Origin of the sequence: Brucella pseudogrignonensis, assembly GCF_031454375.1 — a bacterium.
Classification (GTDB): domain Bacteria; phylum Pseudomonadota; class Alphaproteobacteria; order Rhizobiales; family Rhizobiaceae; genus Brucella; species Brucella pseudogrignonensis_A.
The window spans coordinates 263,421-279,665 of sequence record NZ_JAVDQT010000003.1 but is presented as its reverse complement, the minus strand read 5'-3'; the positions used below and the strand labels follow the sequence as shown (position 1 = coordinate 279,665).

Sequence of the window (16,245 nt, the reverse complement as noted above, 5' to 3'; positions counted from 1 at the left end):
AGGCAGTAGTCGCGGTGAGTAGTCTTTGACCGAACGTTCTGCCGTTACTGCGATTGCAATGCGTGAACCTTTGGGAGATGCGTTTGAGCGCTACGGAAAAACTAAAGCCTGCCAAGCCAACCATCCATACGCAAACAAACACAATTTCAAGCCCGGCTGCGAGTTCTGCTATTACTGCGCCATCCGGGGCCTCCGATATGGCCCATATCGTCCTCACCTTCGACAATAACCGCCTTGCCAGTGCGCTTTACGGCCAGTTCGATGAGAATCTGGCGCGTATTGAGCAGAAGCTCGGCGTCGATGTGCGCTCACGGGGTAACGAGCTTTCCATTCGCGGAGAGCCAACGGCTACCGAACAGGCCCGCCGCACGCTTGATCAACTTTATGAATATCTGCAAAAAGGTAATGAGCTGACCGCTTCGGATGTCGATGGCGCGATCCGCATTGCTATTGCTGCAGATGATCAGCTGGTCTTACCGACCCTTGAAACTAAAGGGAAAATGTCGGCTGCGCAAATATCGACGCGCAAGAAGACAATCTTTGCCCGCACACCGACGCAGGACGCCTATATGCGCGCTCTTGATCGCTCGGAACTGGTTATGGGTGTCGGACCAGCCGGTACGGGCAAGACTTATCTGGCCGTTGCCCATGCTGCGATGCTTCTGGAGCGCGGTCTGGTCGAGCGTATTATTCTGTCACGTCCGGCTGTTGAGGCTGGTGAGCGTCTTGGCTTTTTGCCGGGTGACATGAAGGAAAAGGTCGATCCTTATCTTCGTCCGCTTTATGACGCGCTTTACGACATGATGCCTGCGGAAAAGGTCGAACGCGCTATTACCGCAGGTGTGATCGAAATCGCACCACTTGCCTTCATGCGTGGACGCACGCTGGCGCATTCGGCGGTCATTCTTGATGAAGCGCAGAATACGACATCGATGCAGATGAAGATGTTCCTGACGCGTCTTGGTGAAGGTTCGCGCATGATGGTCAATGGCGATCCAAGCCAGATCGATCTTCCGCCGGGCCAGAAATCAGGTCTCGTTGAAGCGCTTCGCGTTCTTGAAAATGTCGAATCGGTTGTCAAAGTGCGCTTTACCGAGAAGGACGTGGTGCGTCATCCGCTGGTTGCAGCTATCGTTACCGCTTACGACACTGACGCTAAAAAGCACGCTCGCTCAGAATAATTCAAAATTATTCTTGTATTCGCGTAGAATAATGACGATTTATAAATATTACGTCCGCCGAAAGGCGGACGCTTCTTTTAACAACTGGAAGGATAGAGCGGCTGTTTCATCGCAAGCCGCGAGATAAGTGTCAGATAACGCGATCCAAATCGACATTATGATCGAAGCCGGCAACTGGCCGGAAGAAACGGTCCTTGAAGGACTTGTGCAGCGCTCCGTAGAGGCAGCTTGGGCTAATCTCCAGCTTAAGCCTGCTGAGAGTGAACTGAGTCTGGTTTTTACCGACGATGCTTCTATCCGCAAGATCAATGCTGAGTGGCGAAACAAAGACAAGGCGACCAATGTTTTGTCTTTCCCGGCCTATCCTGTAAAGGCTGGCGAGCAGCCGGGTCCGATGCTGGGTGATATCATTATTGCGCGCGAAACGGTGGAGCGTGAAGCTCTTGAAGAGGGCAAGCCGTTCGATAACCATCTCACGCATCTCGTTGTGCATGGCTTTTTGCATCTTTTGGGTTACGATCACGAGACTGAGGAGGAGGCCGAAGAGATGGAACGTCGCGAACGCGAAATCCTTCATGCTCTTGCCATCCCCGACCCTTATGCTGTATCCGATTTAAACGTTGAAACAGATTGATCATGGCTGACCAAAACAATTCCTCGACCGCTGGCGATAGCCGAAGCGACACACAAGACGCCGAAGGGCAAAGTACGCAGCGCTCGCAATCGAGCGAAAAGCGTTCTCTTCTGGCAAATATTTTTCCATTTATGCGTTCGCGCCAATCATCGTCTTTGCGCGAAGATTTAGCTGATGCGCTTTCAAGCACTGAAAGCGAACAGGATTCGGCTTTCTCGCCTGAAGAAAAGGCGATGCTCAACAACATCCTGCGTTTGCGCGAAATCCGCGTTGAAGATGTGATGATCCCACGCGCGGATGTTGTAGCGATTGAAATTTCTACACCGCTCTGGGAAGCGCTGGAACTGTTTGAAAGCTCCGGCCATTCACGCATGCCTGTCTATGCTGAAACGCTGGATGATCCGCGCGGCATGATCCATATCCGCGATGTGCTGAATTACATTACACAGCAATCCCGTCAGAAGACCGACGCGACGAGTGCTGCGAAGTTTGACATGGGGCGTATCGATCTCACGAAGACGATCGGCGAACTTAATCTTATTCGCAAAGTGTTGTTCGTGCCGCCATCAATGCTGGCGAGCGGACTTATGGCACGCATGCAGGCGGCTCATATTCAGATGGCACTGGTCATTGATGAATATGGCGGCACTGATGGTTTGGCCTCGCTCGAAGACATCGTTGAAATGGTTGTCGGCGATATTGAAGATGAGCATGACGACGAAGAAATCATGATCTCTGAAGAAGCCAACGGCGTTTTCGTCGTGGATGCCCGTGCTGATCTTGAAGAACTGGCTGAGAAGATCGGTCCATCTTTTGAGGCCGGAGAACATGGCGAGGATGTGGACACTGTCGGTGGCCTGATTTTCTCTGTTCTTGGACGCATCCCTGTACGGGGTGAGGTCGTTCAGGCTATCCCGGGTTACGAGTTCCACGTGCTGGAAGTCGATCCGCGCCGCGTGAAGCGGGTTCGCATTGTGCCACTTTCGGAATCAGAAAGTCATCGGCTACATCCAGTTGTCAGCACGGATGATGATGCATCCGAAAACATAACGGACACGTCCAAAGAGGCCTGATGATAGAGAGATTTGCGGGGAAGATCTCTTCATTGAGCGGCTGGCGCCGGGCGCTGGTCGCTTTTCTTAGTGGTGCAGTTGCGACGCTCACTCAACCACCGTTTGATATCTTTATCGCCGGTTTTATCACCTTCCCTCTGCTGGTCTGGCTGATTGATGGTGCAGTGCCGGACAGGGAAAAAGGCCCGATCCGACGCTTTTTGCCTGCTGGCCTGATCGGCTGGTGGTTTGGCTTTGGCTATTTCGTATCCGGTCTTTGGTGGATCGGAACTGCTCTTCTGGTGGATGCGGAGCAATTTGCCTGGGCTATTCCGTTTGCAGTTTTAGGCCTTCCGGCGTTTCTGGCGATTTTCTACGGATTCGCCGCGATGGTTGCGCGGCTTTTCTGGTCCCAGGGCATTGGGCGCATCTTTGCGATGGCGCTCGGCTTTGGTTTGACAGAATGGCTGCGGACGTTTGTTTTCACAGGCTTTCCGTGGAATGCGCTGGGCTATGCCGCGATGCCAACGCCGATGATGATGCAGTCGGTTGAGATTGTCGGCCTCATTGGTATGAGCGCATTTGCAGCGCTCGTGTTTTCAGCACCCGCATTGCTCAGTGGCGGTCGTTTCGCAAAGACCGGGCTTGGCTTGGCCGTTGTTCTTGTCGCCACACATATCGGTTTTGGCGCATGGGTTTTGTCGAATGCGCCAGCGCTTGATACTGATAGGACAACGCTTTCAATTCGTATCGTTCAGCCTTCCATTTCGCAGAGTCTGAAATGGGACAACAATGAACGGCGGGCGATCTTTGATAAATTTATCGCCATGACTGAGCAGGCACCAGCAGAGGGTGCGCCGAGGCCAGATGTGGTGATTTGGCCTGAAACAGCAGTTCCTTATATTCTTTCTTCTACACCAGAAGCGCTCAAGCGTATTGCCGATGTGGTTGGCGATGATCAGGTGCTGTTAACAGGCGCAGTGCGTGAAGAAATCGTGCCTCGTCGCGATCCTCGCTATTATAATTCAATCCTGACGATCAATGGCGACGGTAAAATCGTCGATTATACCGATAAGGTCCATCTGGTGCCTTTTGGAGAATATCTGCCATTTGAGCGCTATCTGCGCAGTTGGGGAATGCAGGAAGTCGTCGAAATGCCAGGTGGCTTCACAGCTGCCAAGGCGCGCCATGCAATCAATGTCATGGAAGGGCAAACCTTCTTGCCGTTGATTTGCTATGAAGCAATTTTTCCTGATGAACTCCATTATACCGGACGTAAAGTAACGGCGATTGTGAACGTCACCAATGATGCATGGTATGGCGATACGCCCGGACCTTACCAACATTTCAGACAGGCGCAGGTACGCTCTGTTGAACAGGGACTTCCGCTCGTGCGCGCCGCTAATAATGGCATATCCGCAGTCGTGGATGCCTATGGACGAATCATTCAGGAGTTGCCGCTTGACGCTGTAGGGGTAATTGATGCTTATTTACCTGAAGAGCGTGTTCCATTTTGGGGCAGTGCGCCTTCCGGCAAACAGGCTCTTGTGATTCTGTTGTCGTTATTCGCCGTATGCGTGTGGTTGAGGCTGTTTTTCCGCAAGCGTTTTCATTGACATGGCATTTTTGTTACGTTGTTATACTGGGGCGGTGACGCTTTCATTAGAAAGCCAGTCTGACTACCTCCCACAATGATTTTTATCTCTGTTCTTCTGAACAGACCATGAATGAAAGCTCGCGGTCGCGAGGAGTGAAACTGTATGATTGAGAATAAGAAGAAGCCCAACCCCATCGATGTGCATGTGGGCAGCCGCATTCGTCTTCGCCGCAATATGCTGGGCCTCAGTCAGGAAAAATTAGGCGAAAGCCTAGGAATTACGTTTCAGCAAATCCAGAAATATGAAAAAGGTACAAACCGCGTTGGCGCCAGCCGACTTCAGGCTATTTCCGCTATTCTGACTGTTCCGGTTTCTTTCTTTTTTGAAGATGCGCCGGGTTCCTCGCCCACTCAGGCAGGTTTTGCTGAGGACAACGAAGCGACCTATGTTGTCGATTTCCTCAACTCGAATGAGGGTGTCCAACTGACCCGTGCATTTACCAAGATTTCTGATCCCAAAGTGCGCCGCAAGATTATCGATCTTGTGAAGTCGCTCGCCGCAGACGGTGAATAACGCATAGTTTTGCTGGCAAAACCGCATGCCGGAAGGATTTTTTCCGGCATCAGGGTGTCGCAACAAGAATATGCATTGACGGTTTAATCCTAACTTCGCTAACACAATGCTGTGCCCGGACCATACGAAACGGTTCCGGGCGCTACTGTGTTTCCATGGCGGATATTTCATCCGTTGGATTTTCAAGAGGGGTTACCCGTGTCGCGCAGTTCTTATCTCTTCACCAGCGAATCGGTGTCCGAAGGTCATCCGGACAAGGTTTGCGATCGTATTTCCGATGAAATCGTAGACATGATCTATAAGGAAGCGCGCCGCACTGGCGTTGATCCTTGGTCTGTTCGTGTCGCATGCGAAACGCTTGCCACCACCAATCGTGTGGTCATTGCTGGCGAAGTCCGCGTGCCTGAAACTTTCCTGAAGAAGAATAAGGACGGCACAATCGCGCATGACGCGGCGGGTCATCCACTGATTAATCCATCGCGCTTCCGCTCGGCTGCGCGCAAGGCGATCCGCGAAATCGGTTACGAGCAGGATGGCTTCAACTGGCGCACTGTGAAAATCGACGTGTTGCTGCATCCACAATCTGCCGATATTGCGCAGGGCGTGGACAATGCTGCCGACCGTCAGGGTGAAGAGGGTGCAGGCGATCAGGGCATTATGTTCGGCTATGCTTGCCGCGAAACGCCTGATCTGATGCCTGCGCCGATCTATTATTCGCACAAGATTCTCGAAAAGCTTGCCGAAGCCCGTCACAAAGGCGAAGGCGATCCTGGCAAGCTCGGACCTGATGCGAAGAGCCAGGTGACTGTGCGTTACGAAAACGGCAAGGCTGCCGAAGTAACCCAGATCGTTCTTTCCACGCAGCATCTCGATGCAAGCTGGGATTCAAAGAAAGTTCGCTCGGTTGTCGAGCCTTACATCCGCGAAGCGCTGGGTGATCTTCCAATTGCTGCTAACTGCAACTGGTACATCAACCCGACCGGCAAGTTCGTTATTGGCGGACCAGATGGTGATGCGGGCCTTACAGGTCGCAAGATTATCGTGGACACATATGGCGGTGCAGCACCGCATGGCGGCGGCGCATTCTCCGGCAAGGACACAACCAAGGTTGACCGTTCGGCAGCTTATGCAGCGCGTTATCTTGCCAAGAATGTGGTTGCTGCCAATCTTGCAGACCGCTGCACGATCCAGCTTTCCTACGCCATCGGCGTTGCACAGCCGCTTTCGGTCTATGTGGACCTGCACGGCACTGGCAAAGTAGATGAGGCAGCTGTCGAGGACGCGTTGCGCAAGGTTATGGACCTGTCTCCAACCGGCATCCGTAAGCATCTTGATCTCAACAAGCCTATCTATGCCAAGACTTCTTCTTACGGCCATTTCGGACGTAAAGCAGGTCGCGACGGTTCCTTCTCATGGGAAAAGACCGATCTCAGCAAGGCGTTGAAGGCAGCACTTTCAGCCTGATTGATTGCATTTTCAGCAATACCGCGCAGCGGTTTTGCATAGGACAATGCGTAAAAAAGAGTTAGAGCGGTTCCTACGTTACCGCTTTAACTGGAACCGCGATAAATGACCGATGAATCTCATCCAGTACGCGCGGCCGGAAACTTCTTCGGTCGCCGTCACGGCAAGCCACTGCGTCCACACCAGAACAATCTGTTTGAGGATTTGCTGCCGCGCCTGAAACTTGATCTCGATACGCCTGCACCACAGGATTTGCGAACATTGTTCGATGCGCCAGTTGAAAATGTGCGCATGGAAATCGGCTTTGGTGGTGGTGAACATCTCCATCAGGAAAGCGGACGCTATCCGCAGTCCGGCTTCATTGGTGTTGAGCCTTTCGTTAACGGCATGGCCAAGATGCTGGCTGCCCTTCATGAAGCTCCACGTACGAATCTCCGTCTCTATGATGAAGACGCGACCGATGTGCTGGATTGGTTGCCGGATGCATCGCTTGCCGGAATTGACCTTTTCTATCCTGATCCATGGCACAAGCGCCGCCACTGGAAGCGCCGTTTTGTCAGCGATGCCAATCTCGACCGTTTCGCGCGCTTGCTGAAACCTGGTGCGAAGTTCCGCTTTGCTTCCGACATTGAACATTACGTCAACTGGACGCTGCAACACTGCCGCAGGCACCCTGCTTTCGAATGGCAGGCGGAGGGTCCGGACGACTGGAACAATGCCTATGATGGCTGGCCGGGCACCCGTTATGAAGCCAAGGCTTTCCGGGAAGGACGCGTTGCTGCTTATCTTACTTTCATTCGGAAGTGATCTATCTGGGATGCGGGTCTTGAAAAAATCCGTACTGGCTGGTATATAGATCTCAAATTCTTGGTCGTTTGAACAAGAGTGGGCCCTCCCGGACCCGCTCTTTTTTGTTACCTGCGACCCAGTAAAGAAGGTTTATCGAGTGAGCGAACACGAACAGGCAATTGAAACCGTAACCGCGGATGAGCGTATCATTCGCGAAACGGGTATCGATGCGAAAATAGCATCCATTGTGGAGCCGGTGATCAATACGCTGGGTTTCCGCCTTGTGCGTGTGCGCCTTTCTGGCCTTAATGGTCAGACATTGCAGATCATGGCAGAACGTCCTGATGGCACGATGACTGTTGAAGATTGTGAATTGTTGAGCCGCACCGTGGCTCCGGTTCTCGATGTGGAAGATCCGCTTAGCGGCAAGTATCATCTTGAAATTTCGTCGCCGGGCATTGACCGTCCGATGGTTCGCAAGTCCGATTTTACCGATTGGGCCGGTCATATCGCCAAGGTCGAGACGTCGATTGTGCATGAAGGTCGCAAGAAGTTTCGCGGTCGCATTGTGATTGATGAAGCGGCAGGCGCTGATTCAATCGTGATCGAAAGTGACCAGATTTCTTATGGAAATGAACCTGTTGTTCGTATTCCGTTTGACCTGATTTCTGATGCGCGTCTGGTTTTGACCGATGATCTGATCCGCGATGCACTGCGCAAGGATAAAGCCCTGCGCGAAGGCCGCATCCCCGGTGATGATCTGGGCGATGGCGCGAGTGATAATACGGAAGAAGCAGGTTCGGCTGAATCCGAAACAGAAAACAAATAAGTTTCAAAGTGAGTTTCAGGCGTCCGGCTCTCAAAGAAGAACGGATGCGCCACCAAGGAGAGACCTATGGCAGTCAGTGCAAACAGGCTGGAACTTCTGCAGATCGCCGATGCGGTCGCACGTGAAAAGTCGATTGACCGCGAGATCGTTCTTGCGGCCATGGCCGACGCGATCCAGAAGGCCGCGCGTTCGCGCTATGGTCAGGAAAGCAACATCCGTGCGGACATCAATGCGAAGTCCGGCGAGATCAAGCTTCAGCGCCTGCTCGAAGTTGTTGAGACTGTCGAAGACTACTCTACGCAGATTTCGCTGTTCACTGCACGCGACCGTAACCCTGATGCGCAGATTGGTGATTTCATTGCTGATCAGCTGCCGCCAATGGATTTCGGTCGTATTGCTGCCCAGTCGGCTAAGCAGGTTATCGTGCAGAAGGTGCGCGAAGCCGAGCGTGACCGTCAGTATGACGAATTCAAGGATCGCGTTGGCGAAATCGCGAACGGCACCGTTAAGCGCGTTGAATATGGCAATGTGATCGTTGATCTTGGTCGTGGCGAAGCAATCGTTCGTCGTGACGAACTGATCCCACGCGAAGCATTCCGCTATGGCGACCGCATTCGCGCCTATGTTTACGACGTTCGTCGCGAACAGCGCGGCCCGCAGGTTTTCCTGTCGCGTACCCATCCATCTTTCATGGCGAAGCTTTTCAACATGGAAGTCCCGGAAATCTATGACGGCATTATCGAAATCAAGTCGGTAGCCCGTGATCCGGGTTCGCGCGCCAAGATCGCAGTTGTATCGCGTGATGCATCGATTGATCCTGTTGGTGCCTGCGTTGGTATGCGCGGCTCGCGCGTTCAGGCTGTTGTGGCTGAACTTCAGGGCGAAAAGATCGACATTATTCCATGGTCGCCAGATGCGGCTTCCTTCATCGTCAACGCGCTTCAGCCAGCTGAAGTTGCCAAGGTTGTTCTCGATGAAGATGCAGAACGTATTGAAGTTGTCGTTCCGAATGACCAATTATCATTGGCAATTGGTCGTCGCGGTCAGAACGTGCGTCTTGCGTCACAGCTAACCGGCTGGGACATCGACATCCTGACCGAAGACGAAGAGTCCGATCGTCGCCAGAAAGAATTTGCTGAGCGTTCGAACCTCTTCATGGAAGCGCTCAACGTTGACGAAATGGTTGGTCAGGTTCTGGCTTCGGAAGGCTTTGCCTCGGTTGAGGAAATTGCTTACGTCGAACCGGCTGAAATCGCTTCTATCGATGGTTTCGATGATGATACCGCTGGTGAAATTCAGGAACGCGCACGTGAATTCCTGGAGCGTATCGAAAACGAACAGGATGACCGTCGTAAGGAACTGGGCGTAGAAGATGAGCTTCGCGACCTTCCAGGACTGACAACCGCAATGCTTGTTGCTGTTGGCGAAGACGGCGTGAAGAACATCGAAGACTTTGCTGGCTATGCTGTTGACGATCTTGTTGGCTGGCGTGAACGCAAGGACGGCGAAACCGTTAATCACAGCGGTATCCTGTCAACGTTCGATGTTTCCCGCGTCGATGCGGAACAGATGATCCTGACTGCACGCCTTAAGGCTGGCTGGATCACAGAAGACGAACTGGTCGCAGTTGAAAGCGATGAAGTTGAAGAAGCTGGCGAAGAAGAAGCCGCTTCGTAAAGAAAGGGAGCCGCATTATGATCGCTCTGATGCAAATCGGGCGTAAATGATGCGGCACCACGCTCTTGTTAGAGTTTGATATTGTGATGTGGCGTTAGCTCTGCTAGGTCGCTGCCAGTTTTGGAATTGAATAAAGGCGGTCTATGGCAAAGCCATCATTGCGTGTGGAGCAGGATATGAACGACAGAACCTGTATCGTCACACGTGAAGGTGGTTCTGCGGATGATCTGATCCGTTTTGTGGCTGGGCCTGATGGTTCAGTTGTGCCGGACTTGAAGCGTAACCTGCCGGGCAGGGGCTGTTGGGTTAAGGCAGAACGGCGTCTGGTTGACGAAGCCGTCAAGCGCAAGCTGTTTGCGCGGGCGTTAAAAGAAGGTGTCACGCCGCAGGCAGATCTTGGCGCGCTGGTTGACCAGCTGCTGACGAAATCCGCACTGGGAAGTCTGGCACTGGCACGCAAATCCGGTGCTGTTGCCTCTGGTTCGACCAAGGTCGATCAGGCAATTCGCTCCGGACAAGCGGTGTTGGTATTGCATGCGAAGGAAGCAGCCTCTGATGGGGTTCGCAAATTGGATCAGGCAAGACGTGTTGTCGTGCATATGGATGGCCCTCAAATCCCGGCATTCACTCTTTTCGGAGTTGAAGAAATGGATTTGGCATTTGGGGGCGGAAATGTGATACATGCAGCCGTGCTCGGCGGAAGGGCATCAGCCGGCGTCGTGCAAAGACTGCTTTTATTGCATAGCTATCGTGGCGAAAGCCCACCGATTGAGACGGTGAGTTGAAACGGCGAATTCGAGCAGCAGTCCGACACTGCTGTGTGGTAAATTAGTAGAGCGGTTCTCTTAAATCCCGACGATACGGGGTCCGCTCTGGAGCATGAACCGGATGTTTGGGCTGTTTGGCTCAACCGGATTGTGCACTGAAGTGGATGACCGGAGCATTATCCAAAATGATTTGATTGTGTTGGATAATGCTCGGGTAAAGCGGTTGAAGCCGCGAAGGAAACGGAAACGTAATGAGCGATAAAACAAACGACGATAAGACGCTGAGCGTCAATTCCAAGAAGACGCTGACCATCAAGCGGCCAGGGGTTGAGCAGAGCACCGTGCGCCAGAATTTCAGCCACGGTCGCACAAAGGCTGTCGTCGTTGAAACGAAGAAGCGCAAGTTCTCACGGCCTGATGAGAAGCCTGAAGCGGAAGTAGCAGCGGCACCAAAGCCTGCGGCTCCTGCTCCGGTTGCAGCCACGCCTGTTGAGCCAAAGCCAGCTCCTGTCGCTGCAGCTCCAGCGCCTGCTCCAGTTGCAACCCCAACACCTGCTGCACAAACAGCTCAGGCAGCTCCAGCTGTGGCATCGACGCCAGCTCCGGCTCCTACGCCAGCGCCTGCTGCACCAGTGGCGGCAGCTCCAGTGGCAGCAGCGCCTGCCGCTCCTGCACCGCAGCAGCCAAAGCCTGCACCAGCAGCGCCAGTGTCCGCACAGCGTCCGCAGGGTTCCCAGCAGCAGCGTCCCGGCCAGCAGCAGTCCCGTCCGGGTCAGCAGCGTCCCGGTCAACAGCGCCCCGGCCAGCAGTCACAGCGTCCACGCCAGTCCGATCGCTCGGGCATGGTGCTGAACACGCTTTCGAGCTCGGAAATGGATGCTCGTCGCCGTGCGCTTGAAGGTGCTTTGGTTCGTGATGCCGAAGATCGTATTCGCGCCGCTGAAGAAGCCAAGCGTCGTGCTGAAGAAGATGCGCGTCGCGCTAAGGAACGTGAAGAATCCGCTCGCCGTCAGGCAGAGGAAGAAGCACGTCTGAAAGCGGAAGCAGAAGCTAAGGCACGCGCCGCAGCTGAAGCTGCAAAGCGCGCTCCACAGGCCGCCGCCCGTCCAGAACAGCGTGGCGATTCCCGTCCTGCACCGCAGGGTGGCCGTCCGCAGCAGTCGGGTCGTCCCCAGCAGGGTGGTCGTCCCGGTCAGGGACAGGGCCAGCGTCAGACATCGCCAGCGATTGCAGACGTCATTCCAACGGCGAATAAGCCATTGCCGCAAAGCCAGCAGCGCAAGCCGGGTGCAGGTCAGGATGATGATGATCGTCGTGGTCCAGCAGGCGCACGCCGCAGCAGCGCACCGGCAAAGCCTGATGCCCGCACTCCAAAGGTTGTGAAGGGCGAAGACGACCGCCGTCGTGGTAAGCTGACCATCTCCAGCAATCTGGAAGATGAAGGTCGTTCACGCTCGCTGTCGGCAATGCGTCGCCGTCAGGAAAAGTTCAAGCGTTCGCAGATGCAGGAAACCCGCGAGAAAATCTCTCGTGAAGTTATCATTCCTGAAACCATCACGCTTCAGGAACTCGCACAGCGCATGACCGAACGTTCGGTTGATATTATCAAGTACCTGATGAAACAGGGCCAGATGATGAAGCCGGGCGATGTGATCGATGCCGATATGGCGCAGCTGATCGCTGAAGAATTCGGCCATACCGTTAAGCGCGTTGCTGAATCGGACGTTGAAGAAGGTATCTTTGATGTTGCGGACGATCAGGGTGCAATGGTTTCGCGTCCTCCTGTTGTCACCATCATGGGTCACGTCGATCACGGTAAGACATCGTTGCTCGATGCTATCCGTCAGGCCAATGTGGTCTCCGGTGAAGCTGGTGGTATCACACAGCATATCGGTGCTTATCAGGTCGAACAGAATGGCCATAAGATCACCTTTATCGATACGCCGGGCCACGCTGCGTTTACTGCAATGCGTGCTCGTGGTGCACAGGCAACCGATATCGCCATTCTGGTGGTTGCCGCTGATGACAGCGTGATGCCGCAGACGATTGAATCCATCAGCCATGCCAAGGCTGCTGGCGTGCCGATCATTGTTGCAATCAACAAGATCGATAAGCCGGAAGCTGATGCGCAGAAGGTTCGTACGCAGCTGCTCCAGCACGACGTATTCGTTGAATCGCTCGGCGGTGAAGTGCTCGACGTTGAAGTTTCGGCGAAGAAGAAGCTGAACCTCGACAAGCTGCTTGAAGCAGTTCTGTTGCAGGCTGAAATTCTTGATCTCAAGGCCGATGCGACACGTACCGCTGAAGGCGTTGTTATCGAAGCTCAGCTCGATCGTGGTCGTGGTTCCGTTGCGACCGTTCTGGTTCAGAAGGGTACATTGCGTCCGGGCGACATTATCGCTGCTGGTAATGAGTGGGGCCGCGTTCGTGCTCTGGTCAACGACCATGGCGAACATGTCAAGGAAGCTGGTCCTGCGATGCCTGTTGAAGTTCTCGGACTTCAGGGCACGCCACAGGCTGGTGACCGCTTCGCAGTTGTTGCTAACGAAGCGAAGGCACGTGAAATTGCTGATTATCGCCAGCGTCTTGCTCGCGATAAGGCTGTTGCACGTCAGACTGGTCAGCGCGGTTCGCTTGAACAGATGATGAGCCAGTTGCAGATTAATGGCACGAAGGAATTCCCGCTTGTCATCAAGGGTGACGTGCAGGGTTCGGTCGAAGCAATTATTGCAGCACTCGACAAGCTCGGTACCGACGAAGTTCGTGCACGTATCGTTCATTCGGGCGCAGGTGGTATCACGGAAAGCGACGTATCGCTGGCCGAAGCCTCCAATGCCGCGATCATCGGCTTTAACGTACGTGCCAACAAGCAGGCACGCGATGCAGCCGATCAGCAGGGCACGGAAATTCGCTACTACAACATCATCTACGATCTGATCGAAGATGTGAAAGCAGCGATGTCGGGTCTGTTGTCGCCAGAACGTCGTGAAACCTTCATCGGTAATGCTGAGATTCTCGAAGTCTTCAACATCACCAAGGTTGGTAAGGTTGCTGGTTGCCGTGTCGTTGATGGCAAGGTTGAACGTGGTGCAGGCGTCCGCCTCATCCGTGACAACGTGGTTATCCACGAAGGCAAGCTCAAGACACTCAAGCGCTTCAAGGACGAAGTTGCAGAAGTGCCGATGGGTCAGGAATGCGGTATGGCATTCGAAAACTACGACGATATTCGCGCAGGCGATACGATCGAAGCGTTCCGCGTCGAACACATTACGCGTACGCTCTAATATCTTGATGCCGGACGGTCCTCGATTGGGTGGTCCGGCTTTTCATTGCCCGGTTCCGAGGGTCTGACTCCCGTCGCAATTGTGGTAGATTGAACCTATAAATTTGTAGCCATTTTATCGGCAGGCACGTTTGCTTGCTCGTCCATGGCTGTTTATCGAGGATAAATAATGGCACGTTCCCCCGATCCGAAAGGCTCAGGCGGTCTTTCTCAGCGCCAGCTTCGTGTTGGCGAGCAGGTACGTCACGCATTGGCACAGGTTCTTCAGCGCGGTGAAATTCGCGATGAATTGCTCGAGCGCACGGTTATTTCCGTTTCAGAAGTGCGCATGTCGCCGGATTTGAAAATCGCAACCTGTTTCATCACGCCACTCGGCAGCACAGATGTACAGGCAGTGATTAAGGCACTGGCTTCAAATGCAAAGTTCATTCGCGGTCGCATTGCACCAAGCCTGAGCCAGATGAAATATATGCCGGAATTCCGTTTCCGGCCTGACACAAGCTTCGACAATTTTTCCAAGATCGATGCACTTCTGCGCTCGCCAGAAGTGGCGCGTGATCTTGGACGTGACAATGACGAAAACGGTGAGGCGGATGACGCTTCCCGCAATGGAGACGCATAAAGCATGGCAAGACGGGGCAAGAAAAAAGGCCGTCCGGTTTCTGGCTGGGTTATTTTCGACAAGCCAAAAGGCATGGGTTCGACAGAAGCCGTTTCAAAGATCAAGTGGCTTTTTAATGCTGAAAAGGCCGGTCACGCTGGCACACTCGATCCGCTTGCATCCGGCATGCTGCCAATTGCGCTGGGCGAAGCTACCAAGACCGTGCCTTATGTCATGGATGGAACCAAGGTTTACCGTTTCACGGTGACTTGGGGTGAAGAACGCTCGACCGACGATCTGGAAGGCGTTGCCACCAAGAACTCTGACAATCGCCCGTCACGTGGAGATGTCGAAGCGCTTTTGCCAAACTACACAGGCATCATTTCGCAGATTCCCCCGCAGTTCTCGGCGATTAAGATTGGCGGCGAGCGCGCTTATGATTTGGCACGCGAAGGCGAAACCGTAGAAATTCCAGCACGCGAAGTCGAAATCGACCGTTTGGAAATCGTTGAGTTTCCTGATGCGGATCGCACAGAATTTGAAGTCGAATGTTCTAAGGGCACCTATGTTCGTTCGCTTGCGCGCGATATGGGCCGCGATCTTGGCTGCTTTGGCCACATTTCCGACCTTCGTCGCATTGAAGTGGCGCCCTTCACTGATGAGGATATGGTCACGCTGGCAGAGCTTGAAGAAGCCTGGCCGCCGCTGCCTCTGAAGAAGGAAGAGGGTGCAGAAGACGCAGAGGCTGACGTTGTCGAACAGCCAGCGCCGCGCCGCGATTTCTCAGCAATCGACGCGCTCGTGATTGATACGGGTGCAGCACTTGATTGCTTGCCGCAGGTTCCATTGAGCGATGATCAGGCGCAACGTGTGCGCCTTGGTAATCCTGTGATTATCCGTGGACGCGATGCCCCATTGGAAGCAGACGAAGCCTGCGTAACCTCGAAGGGCAAGTTGCTTGCAATTGGCTATATCGAGCAGGGTCAGTTTAAGCCAAAACGTGTTTTCACGGCAGGTTAAGTTAACCGCAATAATATCGGCTATTATTTGACACTGGTATTATTGCCGTTTTTGCACTATATGCCCCATCAGCGGTCTCACAAATTAATTGTGAGATTGTTTCCATGGCCCGCGCTGGACGACATCCCGGCCTGGGCGTCTCTTTTTCCTCTCATCAAGAAAGGGTGTACGATGTCGATTACTGCTGAACGCAAGCAAGCACTTATTAAGGAATACGCCACCAAGGAAGGCGATACCGGTTCCCCTGAAGTTCAGGTTGCCGTTCTTTCCGAGCGTATTGCTAACCTTACCGATCATTTCAAGGGCCACAAGAATGACAATCATTCGCGTCGCGGCCTTCTGAAGCTGGTTTCGCAGCGTCGTCGTCTTCTTGACTATGTCAAGGGCATCGACCAGGCACGTTACCAGGCGCTGGTTTCCCGTCTGGGTCTGCGCCGCTAACGGTAAAATCGGGCGACGTCTCAAAACGTCGCCCGTTTGATTTAGAGCGCGTCTTTGCGATGCGCACTGAAGGAATACCTTAAAGCATTCTGAGAAGCGGATAGCCGCTTTCAAAAAGAGAGTGCGATATTTCGGGCGAATGCCCACTGGCATGAGACGGCGCACCGGGTGCATTCCGTCATGCCTACCGAGCCATAAGGCTCATGACCTGGACCAGTCATGGGGCAGGATTGCAGGCAGTTCGTGCCAGCGAACATTCGCAGTGAATGTTCCGACACGTAACGAACTTCCCGTTGTCTTGCCCGTGGCGTGTCCGCCAACCCGGATGATGCCTTC

General features: G+C 53.7%; 13 protein-coding genes and 1 pseudogene. All 14 read left to right on the top strand.

The features are described 5' to 3' along the window. Window positions 1-83 precede the first annotated feature (83 nt). The 14 genes and pseudogenes from J2782_RS12140 to rpsO all read left to right on the top strand — a co-directional run bounded on the left by J2782_RS12140 (window position 84) and on the right by rpsO (window position 15,909). Window positions 84-1,181, top strand: coding sequence for a PhoH family protein (locus J2782_RS12140; protein WP_310012839.1), 1,098 nt, complete (start codon window positions 84-86; stop codon window positions 1,179-1,181). 127 nt (window positions 1,182-1,308) lie between these two features. Next, on the top strand, window positions 1,309-1,815 hold the full coding sequence (ybeY, locus tag J2782_RS12135) for an rRNA maturation RNase YbeY (RefSeq protein ID WP_310012836.1): 507 nt from the start codon (window positions 1,309-1,311) through the stop codon (window positions 1,813-1,815). A 2-nt stretch (window positions 1,816-1,817) separates the two neighbouring features. Further along, a pseudogene (locus J2782_RS12130) lies at window positions 1,818-2,805 on the top strand (hemolysin family protein); the annotation flags it as partial. Window positions 2,806-2,887: 82 nt separating this feature from the next. Then, window positions 2,888-4,483: an apolipoprotein N-acyltransferase gene (gene lnt, locus J2782_RS12125; protein ID WP_310012835.1), complete on the top strand. Its 1,596-nt coding sequence runs from the start codon at window positions 2,888-2,890 to the stop codon at window positions 4,481-4,483. A 144-nt stretch (window positions 4,484-4,627) separates the two neighbouring features. Further along, complete coding sequence (locus tag J2782_RS12120) at window positions 4,628-5,038, top strand: helix-turn-helix domain-containing protein (RefSeq protein WP_310012834.1); 411 nt, start codon at window positions 4,628-4,630, stop codon at window positions 5,036-5,038. Window positions 5,039-5,236: 198 nt separating this feature from the next. Continuing rightward, entirely contained in the window at window positions 5,237-6,502 is a 1,266-nt protein-coding gene (gene metK, locus J2782_RS12115; protein WP_310012832.1) for a methionine adenosyltransferase, read from the top strand. A 105-nt stretch (window positions 6,503-6,607) separates the two neighbouring features. After that, window positions 6,608-7,309, top strand: a complete 702-nt coding sequence (gene trmB / locus J2782_RS12110) for a tRNA (guanine(46)-N(7))-methyltransferase TrmB (RefSeq protein ID WP_310012827.1) — start codon at window positions 6,608-6,610, stop codon at window positions 7,307-7,309. Window positions 7,310-7,448: 139 nt separating this feature from the next. After that, on the top strand, window positions 7,449-8,120 hold the full coding sequence (gene rimP, locus J2782_RS12105; RefSeq protein WP_310012823.1) for a ribosome maturation factor RimP: 672 nt from the start codon (window positions 7,449-7,451) through the stop codon (window positions 8,118-8,120). 66 nt (window positions 8,121-8,186) lie between these two features. Continuing rightward, window positions 8,187-9,797 carry a transcription termination factor NusA gene (gene nusA, locus J2782_RS12100; protein WP_310012821.1) on the top strand — a complete coding sequence of 537 codons (1,611 nt, stop codon included), beginning with the start codon at window positions 8,187-8,189 and terminating at the stop codon, window positions 9,795-9,797. A gap of 143 nt (window positions 9,798-9,940) precedes the next feature. After that, window positions 9,941-10,582 (top strand): RNA-binding protein, encoded by a 642-nt coding sequence (locus J2782_RS12095; RefSeq protein WP_310012819.1) that lies wholly within the window; start codon window positions 9,941-9,943, stop codon window positions 10,580-10,582. 233 nt (window positions 10,583-10,815) lie between these two features. Beyond that, the gene (gene infB, locus J2782_RS12090) at window positions 10,816-13,848 is read left to right on the top strand and encodes a translation initiation factor IF-2 (protein WP_310012817.1); all 3,033 of its coding nucleotides are present in this window, start codon (window positions 10,816-10,818) and stop codon (window positions 13,846-13,848) included. A 168-nt stretch (window positions 13,849-14,016) separates the two neighbouring features. After that, a complete protein-coding gene (rbfA, locus tag J2782_RS12085) occupies window positions 14,017-14,469 on the top strand; it encodes a 30S ribosome-binding factor RbfA (RefSeq protein ID WP_250039357.1) in 453 nt (150 codons plus the stop codon). A gap of 3 nt (window positions 14,470-14,472) precedes the next feature. Next, window positions 14,473-15,468 carry a tRNA pseudouridine(55) synthase TruB gene (truB, locus tag J2782_RS12080; RefSeq protein WP_310012815.1) on the top strand — a complete coding sequence of 332 codons (996 nt, stop codon included), beginning with the start codon at window positions 14,473-14,475 and terminating at the stop codon, window positions 15,466-15,468. A 171-nt stretch (window positions 15,469-15,639) separates the two neighbouring features. Continuing rightward, on the top strand, window positions 15,640-15,909 hold the full coding sequence (rpsO, locus tag J2782_RS12075) for a 30S ribosomal protein S15 (RefSeq protein ID WP_187546493.1): 270 nt from the start codon (window positions 15,640-15,642) through the stop codon (window positions 15,907-15,909). The last annotated feature ends 336 nt before the right edge of the window (window positions 15,910-16,245 follow it).

Bases quoted from the DNA above. Each gene is read 5' to 3' on its own strand.
- lnt (WP_310012835.1), top strand. From the start codon at position 2,888: ATGATAGAGAGATTTGCGGGGAAGATCTCTTCATTGAGCGGCTGGCGC.
- J2782_RS12120 (WP_310012834.1), top strand. From the start codon at position 4,628: ATGATTGAGAATAAGAAGAAGCCCAACCCCATCGATGTGCATGTGGGC.
- trmB (WP_310012827.1), top strand. From the start codon at position 6,608: ATGACCGATGAATCTCATCCAGTACGCGCGGCCGGAAACTTCTTCGGT.
- nusA (WP_310012821.1), top strand. From the start codon at position 8,187: ATGGCAGTCAGTGCAAACAGGCTGGAACTTCTGCAGATCGCCGATGCG.
- J2782_RS12095 (WP_310012819.1), top strand. From the start codon at position 9,941: ATGGCAAAGCCATCATTGCGTGTGGAGCAGGATATGAACGACAGAACC.
- infB (WP_310012817.1), top strand. From the start codon at position 10,816: ATGAGCGATAAAACAAACGACGATAAGACGCTGAGCGTCAATTCCAAG.
- rbfA (WP_250039357.1), top strand. From the start codon at position 14,017: ATGGCACGTTCCCCCGATCCGAAAGGCTCAGGCGGTCTTTCTCAGCGC.
- truB (WP_310012815.1), top strand. From the start codon at position 14,473: ATGGCAAGACGGGGCAAGAAAAAAGGCCGTCCGGTTTCTGGCTGGGTT.
- rpsO (WP_187546493.1), top strand. From the start codon at position 15,640: ATGTCGATTACTGCTGAACGCAAGCAAGCACTTATTAAGGAATACGCC.